This is a genomic window from Methanospirillum stamsii (assembly GCF_003173335.1).
Lineage (GTDB): Archaea > Halobacteriota > Methanomicrobia > Methanomicrobiales > Methanospirillaceae > Methanospirillum > Methanospirillum stamsii.
In genome coordinates this window covers 67,170-80,598 of record NZ_QGMZ01000039.1, presented here as the reverse complement: position 1 = coordinate 80,598, position 13,429 = coordinate 67,170, and the positions used below count along the sequence as shown (strand labels likewise).

General features: G+C 39.6%; 16 protein-coding genes. 5 read left to right on the top strand and 11 right to left on the bottom strand.

The window, feature by feature from the left end:
• Positions 1–78 precede the first annotated feature (78 nt).
• Positions 79–438, bottom strand: coding sequence for a hypothetical protein (locus DLD82_RS15000; RefSeq protein WP_109941931.1), 360 nt, complete (start codon positions 436–438; stop codon positions 79–81).
• 81 nt (positions 439–519) lie between these two features.
• Here DLD82_RS15000 and DLD82_RS14995 point away from each other — a divergent pair, with 81 nt between their 5' ends.
• Entirely contained in the window at positions 520–975 is a 456-nt protein-coding gene (locus DLD82_RS14995) for an NDR1/HIN1-like protein (RefSeq protein WP_181391465.1), read from the top strand.
• Positions 976–1,045: 70 nt separating this feature from the next.
• Here DLD82_RS14995 and DLD82_RS14990 read toward each other — a convergent pair whose 3' ends face one another.
• From DLD82_RS14990 to DLD82_RS18710, 7 genes are all read right to left on the bottom strand, one after another.
• Positions 1,046–2,398, bottom strand: coding sequence for an alpha/beta hydrolase family protein (locus DLD82_RS14990; RefSeq protein WP_109941929.1), 1,353 nt, complete (start codon positions 2,396–2,398; stop codon positions 1,046–1,048).
• Between the two features lie 74 nt (positions 2,399–2,472).
• Positions 2,473–3,186, bottom strand: coding sequence for a helix-turn-helix domain-containing protein (locus DLD82_RS14985; protein ID WP_109941928.1), 714 nt, complete (start codon positions 3,184–3,186; stop codon positions 2,473–2,475).
• A 101-nt stretch (positions 3,187–3,287) separates the two neighbouring features.
• Positions 3,288–4,124: a hypothetical protein gene (locus DLD82_RS14980; protein ID WP_109941927.1), complete on the bottom strand. Its 837-nt coding sequence runs from the start codon at positions 4,122–4,124 to the stop codon at positions 3,288–3,290.
• Between the two features lie 63 nt (positions 4,125–4,187).
• The gene (locus DLD82_RS14975) at positions 4,188–5,267 is read right to left on the bottom strand and encodes a hypothetical protein (RefSeq protein WP_109941926.1); all 1,080 of its coding nucleotides are present in this window, start codon (positions 5,265–5,267) and stop codon (positions 4,188–4,190) included.
• A 74-nt stretch (positions 5,268–5,341) separates the two neighbouring features.
• Complete coding sequence (locus DLD82_RS14970) at positions 5,342–5,632, bottom strand: DUF1294 domain-containing protein (RefSeq protein WP_245920466.1); 291 nt, start codon at positions 5,630–5,632, stop codon at positions 5,342–5,344.
• Positions 5,633–5,714: 82 nt separating this feature from the next.
• Positions 5,715–6,281, bottom strand: a complete 567-nt coding sequence (locus DLD82_RS14965) for a cysteine hydrolase family protein (RefSeq protein WP_219968465.1) — start codon at positions 6,279–6,281, stop codon at positions 5,715–5,717.
• Positions 6,278–7,141, bottom strand: a complete 864-nt coding sequence (locus DLD82_RS18710; RefSeq protein ID WP_181391464.1) for a GNAT family N-acetyltransferase — start codon at positions 7,139–7,141, stop codon at positions 6,278–6,280. The genes DLD82_RS14965 and DLD82_RS18710 overlap by 4 nt, the downstream gene beginning before the upstream one ends.
• A 104-nt stretch (positions 7,142–7,245) precedes the next feature.
• On the opposite strand from DLD82_RS18710, the gene DLD82_RS14955 reads away from it, so the two are divergent.
• Positions 7,246–7,767, top strand: a complete 522-nt coding sequence (locus DLD82_RS14955; RefSeq protein ID WP_109941925.1) for a TIGR04255 family protein — start codon at positions 7,246–7,248, stop codon at positions 7,765–7,767.
• Here DLD82_RS14955 and DLD82_RS14950 read toward each other — a convergent pair.
• Positions 7,764–8,594, bottom strand: a complete 831-nt coding sequence (locus tag DLD82_RS14950) for a V4R domain-containing protein (RefSeq protein WP_109941924.1) — start codon at positions 8,592–8,594, stop codon at positions 7,764–7,766. The two genes, DLD82_RS14955 and DLD82_RS14950, sit on opposite strands and share 4 nt — an antisense overlap.
• A gap of 76 nt (positions 8,595–8,670) precedes the next feature.
• Here DLD82_RS14950 and DLD82_RS14945 point away from each other — a divergent pair, with 76 nt between their 5' ends.
• A complete protein-coding gene (locus tag DLD82_RS14945; protein ID WP_109941986.1) occupies positions 8,671–9,888 on the top strand; it encodes an FprA family A-type flavoprotein in 1,218 nt (405 codons plus the stop codon).
• A 37-nt stretch (positions 9,889–9,925) separates the two neighbouring features.
• On the opposite strand, the gene DLD82_RS14940 is transcribed toward DLD82_RS14945, so the two are convergent.
• Positions 9,926–11,422 (bottom strand): transglutaminase domain-containing protein, encoded by a 1,497-nt coding sequence (locus tag DLD82_RS14940; protein WP_109941923.1) that lies wholly within the window; start codon positions 11,420–11,422, stop codon positions 9,926–9,928.
• A gap of 179 nt (positions 11,423–11,601) precedes the next feature.
• On the opposite strand from DLD82_RS14940, the gene DLD82_RS14935 reads away from it, so the two are divergent.
• Together DLD82_RS14935 and DLD82_RS14930 are read left to right on the top strand one after the other, a co-directional pair.
• The gene (locus DLD82_RS14935) at positions 11,602–11,907 is read left to right on the top strand and encodes a GYD domain-containing protein (protein WP_109941922.1); all 306 of its coding nucleotides are present in this window, start codon (positions 11,602–11,604) and stop codon (positions 11,905–11,907) included.
• A gap of 92 nt (positions 11,908–11,999) precedes the next feature.
• A complete protein-coding gene (locus DLD82_RS14930; protein WP_109941921.1) occupies positions 12,000–12,677 on the top strand; it encodes a MarC family protein in 678 nt (225 codons plus the stop codon).
• 6 nt (positions 12,678–12,683) lie between these two features.
• On the opposite strand, the gene DLD82_RS14925 is transcribed toward DLD82_RS14930, so the two are convergent.
• Entirely contained in the window at positions 12,684–13,427 is a 744-nt protein-coding gene (locus DLD82_RS14925; protein ID WP_109941920.1) for an MBL fold metallo-hydrolase, read from the bottom strand.
• Positions 13,428–13,429: the final 2 nt, after the last annotated feature.

The window sequence follows — 13,429 nt, the reverse complement described above, 5'->3', positions numbered from 1 at the left end:
TTAAATAAAACATCTCTCCTCTATTCTGATAAAAATATCACCTGGACAGAGACAAATTTTTTTCAGATTCATCTTTTTTTAAACATCTGGGTCAATAACAACATCCTCAACTGTCATATTTGCGAAAGCTAATGTTTCTTTTATGATGGGTATGTCCATGAATCCTTCCACGTTTCCTGAAGCAAGAGATGAAATAATTTGGGTCAGGGATTTATCGACCATTGAAAAGATGGTTTCTCCATCATTACCATATGAGAAATCAAATCCAATTTTCTGAAGGAGAGAAAGCAAAATACTGATCTCATCAGATTCATAATCTGATAATGTGGTATTAGAAACCAGGTTGTTATCAGCAAATGTAAAACCAGAAATTAAACCGACTAACAGAATATATCTAAAAATTGTCCGGATTAATTGATTGACAGATGTTTCTCTCATTGGTAGTAATCCTTTTTTTGTGAATGTGTTTGTATATTGTTAATGCCCATGTATACAGTAAATAAATCCGGTTATATTATCATGAAAAAAATTTGTCTGTTAATTTTCCTGCTTATATCAACCCTTCTCCTATGTGGTTGTACTGCCCTTTTTAAAGAACCGACGGTAGATGTCAGTTCTGTTGATCTTGCTTCTATCAATGCAACTGATCTTTGTCTTGATGTCACGCTGGCAATTGATAATCCCAATCCATTTGGAGTTTTGTTTCAGAAGATAAATGCCAATGTAACATATCTGCAAAATGGGAAATGGGAACCTTTGAGTTATATTGAAAAAGCAGATGTTGATATTTCAAGTGGTGAAAATACCCTGCTTTTACCGGTATCTGCAAAGAATGCCGATCTAATAAAAGCCGGGTTTAGGTTCCTTATTTCCGGAGAAATAACGGTAAAAGTTGAAGGTACTGCAGAGCCAACATTTTTTGGTTTTTCTCCTAAAATACCTTTTAATCAGACCAGGACTATCCAATTACCCTGAATCTGAACTTCTCATTCCTTTTTTCAGAGACATCCGATCTATTATTTAGGATATTCTACAAAAATCGAAATCAAGGATTTAACTGGTCATCCAACCAGTCAAATTTTTCCTGGAATGAAATTGCTGATGCTCCAAGCTGACAGTGTTCACCTGCACAATATTCATCGGTGAATTGGAGATATTTCTTTGGGCAGGTTAGGATATCATAGAATGTTTTTGCCTGATTACCAATTTTTGAATCATTTTGTCCATCGCAGACAAGTGTGGGACACTGAATCTTATCCAGAATCTCTTCAAGGTTATAATCCTGGTATACCAGCATGACATCTGCGGGAGTGTTAACGTTAAAAACAAACATACCATTTGCCATGCTCCAGTTCATGCTGGTTGAATTATTCATAATGGCATACATCTCCATGTTCATATCACCCTCATTTTCCCGGATGAATTCGAAAACATCCTCTCTTGTTGTGTTTTGAGGATCGGGAAAACCCTGTTTGATCTCTTCAACTTCCTGTGCTGCCATATCATATATTCCTGAATCTGCGATAAGGGCAGAAATCCGGTGGTCAAAAACAGCAGCCCTGGGTGCAAGGTATCCTCCCATACTAATCCCCCACAATCCCACTCTTTCAGGATCTACATCCGATCTTTGCAGTGCATAATCAAGGACAGGAGTGATAACTGCTTCCCAGTCATACCTGAATGGGATTTTCTGAATCCTGATTACTTCTCCCTGTCCCGGACCTTCGAATGTGAGAACATTATAACCTCGTCTGACCCCCTCCAGAGCATTCGAGTAGAGTTCTTCCTGAGTCCCGTCATATCCTGTCTGGATAATCAGAAGTGGTCTTTTCTTTCCTGATTCATCAGCGGAATAGAAGTATCCGGGAAGAGTGGTATTTTCATAAGGGATCTCGACAATTTCCATATTGACTGGGTCCAGTTTCATTGCATCCCTGAAAGTATCCACACTATTTTGCCAGGAACTGATTATCCGGGGGTCATCTGGATTATTGTGGAGGAAAAATTCAGCAGTCCGATAATATGTCTGTGCCCTGAGCCAGGCATCATGTGCGGAAACCAGATGTCCATTTTCATATGCATTATTCCCAATATCTCTGAAGTGATCTGCCGTTTTAGTCCATTCTTTATACCAATTTTCATAAGACAGAGGATCGATACGAGCAGCTGTCGCTATTACTTCTCCCAAATCTGATCCCTTTGAATACATGCTGGTAAGTGTCCTTTTTAATTCAAAGTCAAATTCAGGGTCATCAACCATGAATGGTGAACAGGATTCATTCACCATGATTACCGTGCTAGGTTGTTCATCAGTAACAGATGATGCAGATACGAGGGTAATTCCTGACAAAAAACACAAAATCAGGATTATCTTTACAGATGTCCGAAAAAGTAACATGTCTATCCCTCTACGGATGAGGTAAAAAAGATAATGATCTGATTGAAGTATTCCGATTTTAAAAATTTTCGTAATTATTTACTCATCATGTATCGTTGAAGATCGGCGCCTCTGATATGGTACATTGTTCCTTCCATTTTCGCAGGTAAAAATCCGTTGGTGATGAATTCTAGGATAACTGCCTCTGATTCACCGGCAATAGCTGCCGCCTCACGTATTGTGTAGTCAACCTCACCTCTGACTCCTCCGATTGAATCACGAAGTGTACGTTCATCCACCCGGTCTGGACCGGAAAAGTTTGATGTCAATAGTTCATCAGACTCAATGCCGGGCTCCTGAACAGAATATTGAACATCCTCTACTGAAACCTGGTATGGTTGAATTGTATCAGCAGTTTCCGATTTCTTATTTCCAGGTTTTAGATTTTTTTTCTCATCGCAGAATGGGTTTTCTGGATTATCACGGAGGGTTGCATTGAAAGCCGGGTATTCATGTTTAATAACATGTGTTGTAGGTGTCAGGGTTGAGAGCCGTGTTATCTGATCCCGAAGCCAGATTATTTCTTCATCCTGACGATGAATGATCTCCTTTAATCCCTCCGAATCTGAAAAAACCGGTTGTCCTATCCTTTCACTTTGTACAATCCTGAATGCTTCCGGTTTTTTACCCTGCATTGCCTGGTTTAACAGGTCTGTGGCGATAACCTCAACAGTAACCTTTTGTTCTGAAGCTAAATGTTGTAACTGTAAGGCAATATCAGATGAAATGGTGAGGGTAATTTTTTGCATTGGGTGGGACATCCTCTATGTGTTGTATTGGTTTTTGATGTGAAAAAAGGATCTCAGGATCTTTTTCCTAAAGGGTATCCTGACACAAAGTGCCCCTTTTTTCACCTGGTTTTTTGATTATTTCCAATAAAATGGGATGAGGATAAATAGCATATGCGGAAAAACCCAAGCATTGTTACTGCTGAAAGAAACATAATTTGCCCGATTACTATTATGGGAAATATATTCATTGCATCATGGAAGTTGATTATATCCTCAATTTTAAATCCGGTAAATACTGGTTCTACCATATATAAGAGAAATATGGTGGTGGAACAGAGAAGAAGTAATATTCGGATTATTCCTGACTGAACCGGTATGGAAATACAATATATCGGTAATATTGTGGTAAAAAACACGATTAATCCTGCTCCAATGAGAATTACACAAGGTAATAATAAGATTAACGGATGAATCTGGTACGAGGTCAGAAAAATTCCCACATCTTTAGAAGAGTTAAAAACCCGTAATGGGATATATGAAAATAATGCTCCCAGATTGAAGACCAGGATCCAGAATATTGCTGTTATGATAATTTTCGATCGGATAATTTGAGATTTGAAAAAAAACCAGAAACACAGTAAGGATGCAAGGGCATTCATCAGAAGGCCGCTGATTGCGATAATCCCCGAATATTCCTGCATTGTTGGTAAATATTGTATGTAAGAGTAACTTTCAGTAAAAAAGGGAATTCCTGGCGGATAATAATTGATGAATGCTGGCAAAAATGAAAAAGAATGGACTTGGTTTGTCTGAAAAGATATGCCTGCAATTTTTGCAGCCATATAATGTCCGGATTCATGAAAGAACGCTTCAACAATTCGACCGCAGATAATTCCAATGATAGTTGCCAGCAGAAATCCTCCCTTGTTTTCCCAGATATTTCTCTGAATTTTCATAACCGTACATGCCCTGATTTGTAATTACCATATGTGTTACTATAGGAAAAAGAGTACAAAGGATCATCCTGATATGACCAATACTCTCCAGGGTATGTTATGTAAGGAAATTGTAGTCCAATAAGTCATTTTACTTGTATTATCAGGATTACTGATTTCTTGATCTCCTGTTCCTGATGTAAAGTCAATTAATCCACAGCCGGAAATCACCCGGGTCGGAGGAGATTTTGAAGGAACTGATATATTTGTATCATTCTCTCCTTTGTATCCAAGAGATGTTCCATCTGGCTGGATGACCTGGATAGTGAACTGATAATCATTAAATGGAACCTCCATCGAGTTTTTTACAAGTTCATCCGGATGAAACAAGATGGAAAGGTAACCGGTAAGTGAATTAGAAGAAGAAAAAAGAGGGTAAACAATATTTACTGCTTTTTCACCTTCCAGTGTCTCAATATATCTACTCATTCCCGGAACTGGGTATTTTATTAATTCTGATATGAGTTCTTGTCCACCGGTGTCCGCTCCAATGCTTGCTTTATAGGATTCAGGATATACCTCAGTGATTATTCCTGCCCTGTTAAGAACGGCTACCTCAAAAATTTCCGGATACATCTCTATCAAATTTTTTAGATATGGTGTCAAATTGCTGTTTTGAAGATTAGTTCCTTTTAGTTCAGCCGCTGTGTTTTTCACACCCTCATTCATAATCTCCAGTTTTTGCTGTAATGCCGTAGAGGACTCAAGAAGAAGTTTTGTCATTACAAGATCCCGGTCGGGATTGAAGTCTGGATTTTCTCCTTCATACCATCCTTTTTTTATTTCCGAAGGTTCTTCCGTAATTTCAATAGACTGAATACGAAGTGGCTGTCCCCACATCTGAATTGTCATAACATCAGGATCAATGATTCCGGTAATCGTTACCAGGAGACCTTCTTTTTTAAACTCATCAGGAAGATCAATTGGAAGGTAATTATCTCCTTCCTGGGTTGTTATACCAAAAAATCCTCCTTCAAGGTCATTGTAAATGATTTCTCCGGTAATTGTTAGTGAAGGGTTGGTTTCTGATGCAATACACCCGCTGACGCCGATGAGTGCGAGTGTCAGAAGGAATACCAAGGTAGGTACTGATGATCGAATCATACCATCCTTTTCGGCAGAAAAAAAGAAAAGAGTTCTGGTATTGTTCAATTATCGTAATACTGTATTGATAAAGGTTAGGAATGGAGGTACCCTGAAATCATCAGGCCATATATTCCGGCATGTACCAGTATAAACAGTGGAATCAGAATTGAAAAAAGTGGTTTTCGGATTTTATGTCTGAAGATCCTCATACCGGCATATGCCCCAACCGGACCAAAAAATGCCGCAGTTAATAATCTTTTTTCTGGGATGCGGTATTTGTCAGAAACTGCACGATATTTGTCAATTCCGAAAACTGCCAATGCTATGACATTAAGGATAAGATAGAGGATAAATGCTGCATCATTCATATTGTTTATTCCCATTTTCCGTCTGATCAAATATGGTGTCTGTTTTAATTTTCTAAATGGTTATTAATTTGGTAATAGTTTTCAATTATGAGACTTATTACGATGGATTAAATTCCTGATTTGAAAGAAACTCCTCTGTCGAGAAAATTCTGGCATATAATCCAGACAGGGAACTGATAAATGACGCATGCACATAATGAGAAGGTACTCTCTCATCTTCAAAGGTCAGTTCTCTTGTTGCACATGCATCATGGATCAAAATACAAGAGTAACCCAAATCAGTTGCAGCTCTGGTAGTTGTGTCAATACACATATGTGTCATCATGCCTGTGATGATGAGTCTCTCAATATTGTTTTCTCTCAGTATTTCCTCAAGATTTGTCTCCCTAAAACTATTTGGGAAGTTTTTTATAATTATTCTCTCTCCTGAAAGAGGAGAAACCAGTTCATGTATCTCTGAACCGACTGTTCCCGGGAGAAAAAACGATGCTCCGGGTCTTGTTGAGATATGTCTGATGTGGATGGGGATTACCCTTCTGTCCCTTGCCCATTGTAAAATTTTCCCTGCATTTTCACCGGCCTTAATGCTTTTCACACATTCCATAGCCCCCCCGGGGAAGTAATCATTTTGAATGTCTATTAAAAGTACTGCTGTTTTTATCATAATCCTTCATGATTCTCCAAAATATATTGCCTTGGATATAATCCAAACTTCTTGTAAAATGGCATAACAACCTCGTTTCCAACGGTAACATATGCCCTGATATCTGATACTTCCTGCTCCTTCATCCAGGAAAGGGCATGATTCATCAATGATGTTCCGATCCCGTTGTTTCTTGCCTCTTCATGGATGAAAATTGATTCAACTTCTCCAAATGACTGGGGGGCAGCTGAACAGATACAATATCCAATATCTTTTCCTGTTTTATCATCAACTGCAAAATCCAATCTGATTTTTCGTTCTTTATTCTTCTCGATAATTTCTATTTTTCGGTAATAATATCCTTTCTTTTTGATTTTGCTGGAAAATTGTGGGTTGTTCTGGATAGTATATTCTCGGAGTAATTCCCATAATGATTCTATCCGGTCAATCTCTTCCGGTCCGGTTGTATCAACATGGTACGATTGGATTCTGGTGGTTTTTTCTTCCTTTTTTTCCTCTGTCTCCAATGGTAACCGGTGAACTATATCTGGAGAAAAAGCCGGGATGCATATTGCGATGTATTCTGCTCCCTCAGGTGTCTGGTATCGTATGGTAGATCCCTTAAGGACGATTATTGCCTGACCATGAGAAACACTGAACCTTTCGGTTTCAGTTTCGATTATGAGTGTCCCTTTTAGAACCAGTGTATACTCATCAAAATCAGGTGTCTGAAATGGTTCAGTCCAGCCAGGGGGACTCACCATCTTTGCAATACTTACCTCTGATATTCCACATACAACTCTGCCGATATATTCTTCTATTGTTTTTGGTGGTGTTCCTGCAGCTGGGATCACTCGAGGTTTATCAATTATCGTGACCATATCTAATGGTTTTTTCCTGTTTCTATTTGATGATTCGGAAAATGTCCATTTTGCAATTAATCGGCGATGAAACCTTTATACCATTTTGATGAAATGATACTTTCATGCAGGTTCCTCCCCATAAATATGCACACTCTCCTGTTGATGAAGTCCGTGTACGTTTTTCTTTTGACGCTCATGCACCGGTAGAGACGATTATTCCTTCACCATATCCTGGATGGCAGGAGGTCAGGGAGAAAATTGCAGAAGTTCTGGACTCTGTTTCAGTTAATAAAACAATGCATTCCTGTATGCTTCGGTATACTGATATATTTCCTCTTCATGAAGGGGATATTCCTCATGATCTTATCTCTATAGCTCCAAGAGTCCCTGATAGTGAATTTTTCCTGCCATCCGGGAGATCAAGTTCTGAAATATCGGTGAAAGGGAGAAATCATGGTTCTATGATTATCATCCGGTTTAATCAGGAGAATGATCGCATGTTTCTGGTATTCGAGGCGGTAAGTGACAGAAAACAGGAAATCTGGTTTGATTCTGTTTTAGAATGGTTTGATTATGCCCGGGAGGATATTCACAGTTTATTTGATTTAATTGTCTCTCATGAACTAATACAAAGGTTATCTTAAACTATTTGAGAGTTAATATTTTTAAAAAATACCTCTCCTGTTGTCTTATTTTTTTTTATAATAAACCGGCAGTGATCATCACCTGCCGAGTAACATTCCACTTCTGTGATCTGGACCGGACTATGAAAGTAATTTGTAAATATTGCTGATAATACCCCAATATCAAAAGAACATGTACCATGACCTGTTATCGGGAGATCTTCACATTCAAAACACCCATGGACAGTCAGGGAAACCGGGTCTGTACTACTTAATATAATGGTTCCCAGTCCATGTTCCTGCCAGAAATCACTCATGTTTTTTACCATTCCTGAGAGGTCCGGATTATATACCAGATGAGCAAGGATAGTTCCCATCTCCCATCCGGTTCGTTCAAGTACCGGGTCAACGTTTATCCCGAGTGCCATAGCTTCTGTTCTGAATAACCTGACCCCCCATCTGAAGAATGAGGGGATATCACCTGGGGTAAAAGGAAGAGTGGATGATTCTGTCAATCTTTCCTCCCGGGTTGGAGCATTCCTGTCTATGTTCGTGAGGCTACCGATTGGAATTGCTGAAATTGTAAGGATTTTTTTCCGGTTATCAAAAGGGTCAATTCTGGATGTAATAAGTCCGGCATTTATAAGGTCACGAATGTGGACAGAAACCGTGGATTTTGCTTTACCGCATTTGGTTACAATTTCGTCAAAGGAATAATCTCTCTCTTGAAGGAGTTCAAGAATTTTTTTCTTTACCTCACTTTCAATAGCCATAACCCGGTTTTTTGAAGAAAAAAGAAGAATTTCTCCATCCGCATCAGGTTCTGTGCCGCTCTGCTCTCCTGCCACATAGAATATTTATCCGGAAGATTCATATTTGTTCGCATGCAATAGAATGTTCGCAATATCACGAACGAGGATGATCATGAAAGCTACTTCGTATAAAATGGCTGAAGGTGTATACTGGGTGGGAACTCTTGACTGGGACCTCCGTTCTTATCATGGATACACCCTTGATGGAACCACATATAATGCATACCTGTTGTTTGGTGATAAAACCGTATTGGTTGATAATGTTTATCCGGGACAGGCTGCCCAGATGTGGGGCAGAATTGCCGATGCTTGCAAAAAAGAAGGACGAGACCTTAAGATTGATATCATCGTCCAGAACCATGTTGAAAAAGACCATTCCGGAGCACTCACCGAAATCCATAAGAAATTCCCTGATGCACCGATATACTGTACCGAGATTGCTGAAAATGGGCTACTCCGTCACTATCCTGGTCTGAAAGAAGCAAAATTCAGACATGTAAATACCGGAGATACTCTTGATTATGGCGGAAAAACACTTGCTTTTGTGCAGGCTCCTCTTCTTCACTGGCCTGATTCCATGTTCACTCTTCTTGTTGATGATGGAATTTTATTTCCGAATGATGCTTTCGGTCAGCACCTTTGTTACACAAAAAGACTTGATACTGATATTCCGGAATCAGTTCTGATGGATGGTGCACAAAAATTTTATGCTAATCTCATAGTTCCACTATCCGGATTGTTTATTAAAAAAGCTACAGAACTGACAGAACTTGATCTGATAAGTAAGGTGAAGGTTATTGCTCCATCGCACGGACAGATCTGGACAGATCCCTTAAAAATAATTAATGCTTATGTCGGGTGGGCAACAGGGTCCATGATTAAGCCGAAAACTACCATCGTTTATGATACCATGCACGGGTCGACAAAGATGCTCGCTCATGCCCTGGCTGAAGGTGTAATAGCAGGAGGATGTGATGTAAAAGTTTTCAATCTTCATGAGGATGAAAGATCAGAGATTGTAAAACATATACTGGAATCAAAAGGGCTGATGGTCGGAGTTCCCACGATCAATGACGTTCCTTATCCCAGTATTGGAGACCTCCTTTATTATCTGAAAGGTCTGCACTTTAATCGGACAGGTGAACGCTTTGCCCTGACTTTTGGTTCCATGGGAGGAAAAGGAGGAGCACCGGCCATGGTTGCGGAAGAATTAAAAATTGCAGGTTTTACCATAATTGATTCCATGGAAGTTCTTTATGTTCCAGATGGTGATGAACTGGATAAAGCATATGAGGCAGGTCTTGCAATGGCAAACAAGATAAGGGGTTGATCAAAAAGAAAAAATCTCCCTAATCATATCCTGATTTTCACTCTTTTTGTTCTTCAAAGGTATAAGTCCAGGATGCCATTCCAATCATCTCCACATCTTCATCAGAGTTTATACAGATAAGAGACGGGTTTTGATGAACGATAGTAAACAGGATATCCGGGTTTGGTTCTCCACTGAAGGGTTCATCCATATCTGTCTGAATGGTGAACCGGTAGGGATCCATGTTTCCAAAAAAGAACTCAGAATATTCTTCCACCTGCTCTGGTGTAGCATTATATGCCCATGTTCCTGCTTCTGCGATAGTTACATCCACTGGCATCCATCCATATTCCGGAAGGAAAAATTCAGCCCAGAAATGCGTTCCGGAATAACCGGGAAACAACTGGTATCCCCCTGGTGCCCGTGCCGGAATTCCCACTGCCCTGCATAATGCTGCAAAATATGCACTCTGTGTTCCACAATCACCAAATCCGGTATCATGGACAAAATCCGACTCTGAAATGTTCATTGCTGCAATATATGTATGGGGAACATTACTGTAAGGCAGTGAGTCAATAATGTAATCATAGATTAATTTAGCTTTTTTATAGGGATTTGTCTCATCTCCGACAATCTGGTGAGCAAGTTTAACAATCTCCTGACTGACATTGATACTTGCCTGACTTTGTGTGTACCTCTGGTAAAGGGGACTGTTGGTATCATATGCCTTGATGTCATCCGGATTAATCCGATTAATCCTCGGACTAGTAGTAAAAGAAAACTCCGTTGAAATGTTCACATATTCTCCGGTCATCTCTTCGAGGGGTATTTCAAGGTACACTTCACCGATATTTCCTGATGTTTGCGGGCCGGATACGACATAAGCAGATGGTTCTACTGAAAGAATGGAGATATTTTTTTGATATTCAGTTGCAACCGGAAGCGGCAGCCAAACTTGCAATGTCCCATTCTCTACGAGTTCCTCACGTGGAATACTCATTACTCCGATAGCAGTATACGTATGATTCTGGTAAATTGGATTATCCGGGTTTTCTGCGTTTCCAATATATGGGGACATCTGATCAAAAAAGGGAGATTCTCCACTTTTGCGCATATTTTCCCTGATTAACGTGGTATTATGATACTGGATGTTTCGTGCGATTCCTTCAAAATAAAAGGTTTCCCCATCCGATTCGGTCTGAATAGATTTTCCAGGTTCCAAAAAAACCTCTCGTTCATTTGGGGTAAGAACTGGAATGGTTGCTGCAATAATCTCATCCGCGCTGGTTTTATTGAGCTGCATCTCCGCAAACATCCAGTTTATCCTCTTCGCCTGTTGAAGAGATTTACGTTTCATATCTGTATCCCCTGAAAGTGCGTAACCCTCAGAGGCATTCAGAAACTGGTAATATGCTTCCTCATACCTGGATTGTTCCATCGCTGTTTCTGCCTGCTTATACAATTCATCCGGAGAGAATATTGGTTCATCAGCAACCAATGAAGGTATCCCGGTTAGTAGAATAACGAATAGAAAAAGGACAATATTCCTGATCATTTACTGTTTCCATCCTGTGTTACATCTGTTAATTTTTCAGCACTAAAGTCCTTCCGTGTTTCTTCTTCTCAGAATCTGTTAAAACATTTAAAATTCAGTTGAATTTTAAAATAATCCGTAAAAATTTGATATTATTGCAATAACACGAAGTTTATAAATCATGTCGCCAAGTATTTTCCATGCTCACTTTCATCCTTCTTGGAAGACTGACCAGTCTTGCACTTGAACAGGCCCGGGAGTTTAAGGAACGTGACAGAAGAGCTGCTAAAATTATAAAAGATGCCGGAGGAAACCTGGTTTCTCTATACTATACCTATGGGCAATACGATTTTGTAGCGATTATTGAGGCACCATCACAAGATGTCATGACAATGATTCTCATTGAAATTGGCCGATTCAGTACAGTGTGTTCTGAAACCCTGATGGCTATGCCTCCGGATCAGTTATATCAGATTATTGAAAATTTTCCAGAACATGAGAGATAACAACAGGAGAATAGAAAAAACCCCTTTAGGTGAACTTTAGTGTATAGGGAATTTCATTAAGGCTGTAAAACCAATAGTAACAATACGCGGAAATGGTGTCAGACATTGGCTATCTGGTAGGAGCAGTGGGAACCTTCTTTGCTATTCTTGATCCGTTTGGAAACCTCCCCTTTTTCATTGCATATACTAATAACCTGACCTCCCGGATCAGGAAAAAAACTGCTCTTATTCTTTCAGCTTTTATCTTCCTGTCAATGACAATATTTTTATTTTCAGGTCAGATTGTATTGAATTTTTTTCATATATCCATTCCTGCATTCCAGATTGCAGGAGGGATCATTCTTTTCGGGGTAGCATTTTCAATGATGAGCGGGACTCACACCATTACCATGAATAAGGTAATTCATGATACCGGAAAGGAGCAGTTATTAGAACAGAATGAATCTATTCTTCCAAGAATTTTTGTACCTCTTGGCATTCCTTTGTATGTTGGTCCGGGATCAATAGCTGCTGCAATTTTGTTTGGAAGTAATGCACCGACTGATACTGCCTTTCTGGGTGGTCTGCTCGTTATTTTAAGTATTGTAGTATTCATCACCATCCTGAATCTTTGTTCTGACCTAATCGGAAAAATACTTGGTAATCAGGGAATTGAAATCCTTGTAAGACTAATGGGTCTGGTTCTTGCAGCAATAGCTGTGCAATTAACTCTTGAAGGAATTACCGGGGCGATAACAACCATGATAATTCCTGAACTGAATCTTGGGTGAAAAAAATTAGAGCCAGATTACCATATTGTCCTGCCCAATAATCACTTTTGAAAAATCAGGACTGATGTTTTTAATGGCTTCTCTTTGCTCTAAAGATGTATAGAGATCAGCAGCAAAATGAACCAGTACCAGTTTTTTTGCTCCAGATTTTACTGCCATTTGTAATGCGGTTTCCGGATTTAGGTGAGGCCAACCTGGATTTTCCTGTCCGGGAAGATAGGAGCATTCAGTTATCAGGAGGTCTGCCCCCGTACCAAGAGTGACAATCCCCTCACATGGGCCGGTATCTGTGCAAAATGCGATGGTTTTTTCGAGTTCAAACCGATATCCATTTACTGGCTGGTTGTGAACAAGATCTGCTGAAATAACCGCAAATGGAATATCTGTACAGGATTTTGTGAATTCTTCGATTGACACCGTATATGGAAGTTCAGCTATCGGAATTGTGTATGGATACCCAATAAATGAGTGTAGTATATTCACTCCGGTCGGGCCAAAAATTCGAAGACCTTTTTCAAATTTGCATCGTGCCAGAGTATGAAAACCTGATATATGATCCAGGTGAAAATGGGAGAGGAAGAGGAAGGCTGGTTTTTGAACGGATGGATATACATCAGGAATCTTTGAAAATCCTTCTCCGGCATCCAGGATGATAAAATAATCCGGAGTATCGATGGTAAGACAGGTTGTATACCCGGTTTTTGAGGTGTACCATCCGTTTGTTCCATGCAGAGTGATGGTGATTGTCATAC

What these genes read in the sequence shown, in the direction of transcription:
- DLD82_RS15000 (WP_109941931.1), bottom strand. Translation starts at nt 438, where the DNA reads ATGAGAGAAACATCTGTCAATCAATTAATCCGGACAATTTTTAGATAT.
- DLD82_RS14995 (WP_181391465.1), top strand. Translation starts at nt 520, where the DNA reads ATGAAAAAAATTTGTCTGTTAATTTTCCTGCTTATATCAACCCTTCTC.
- DLD82_RS14990 (WP_109941929.1), bottom strand. Translation starts at nt 2,398, where the DNA reads ATGTTACTTTTTCGGACATCTGTAAAGATAATCCTGATTTTGTGTTTT.
- DLD82_RS14985 (WP_109941928.1), bottom strand. Translation starts at nt 3,186, where the DNA reads ATGCAAAAAATTACCCTCACCATTTCATCTGATATTGCCTTACAGTTA.
- DLD82_RS14980 (WP_109941927.1), bottom strand. Translation starts at nt 4,124, where the DNA reads ATGAAAATTCAGAGAAATATCTGGGAAAACAAGGGAGGATTTCTGCTG.
- DLD82_RS14975 (WP_109941926.1), bottom strand. Translation starts at nt 5,267, where the DNA reads ATGATTCGATCATCAGTACCTACCTTGGTATTCCTTCTGACACTCGCA.
- DLD82_RS14970 (WP_245920466.1), bottom strand. Translation starts at nt 5,632, where the DNA reads ATGGGAATAAACAATATGAATGATGCAGCATTTATCCTCTATCTTATC.
- DLD82_RS14965 (WP_219968465.1), bottom strand. Translation starts at nt 6,281, where the DNA reads ATGATAAAAACAGCAGTACTTTTAATAGACATTCAAAATGATTACTTC.
- DLD82_RS18710 (WP_181391464.1), bottom strand. Translation starts at nt 7,141, where the DNA reads ATGGTCACGATAATTGATAAACCTCGAGTGATCCCAGCTGCAGGAACA.
- DLD82_RS14955 (WP_109941925.1), top strand. Translation starts at nt 7,246, where the DNA reads ATGCAGGTTCCTCCCCATAAATATGCACACTCTCCTGTTGATGAAGTC.
- DLD82_RS14945 (WP_109941986.1), top strand. Translation starts at nt 8,671, where the DNA reads ATGAAAGCTACTTCGTATAAAATGGCTGAAGGTGTATACTGGGTGGGA.
- DLD82_RS14940 (WP_109941923.1), bottom strand. Translation starts at nt 11,422, where the DNA reads ATGATCAGGAATATTGTCCTTTTTCTATTCGTTATTCTACTAACCGGG.
- DLD82_RS14935 (WP_109941922.1), top strand. Translation starts at nt 11,602, where the DNA reads ATGCTCACTTTCATCCTTCTTGGAAGACTGACCAGTCTTGCACTTGAA.
- DLD82_RS14930 (WP_109941921.1), top strand. Translation starts at nt 12,000, where the DNA reads ATGGTGTCAGACATTGGCTATCTGGTAGGAGCAGTGGGAACCTTCTTT.
- DLD82_RS14925 (WP_109941920.1), bottom strand. Translation starts at nt 13,427, where the DNA reads ATGACAATCACCATCACTCTGCATGGAACAAACGGATGGTACACCTCA.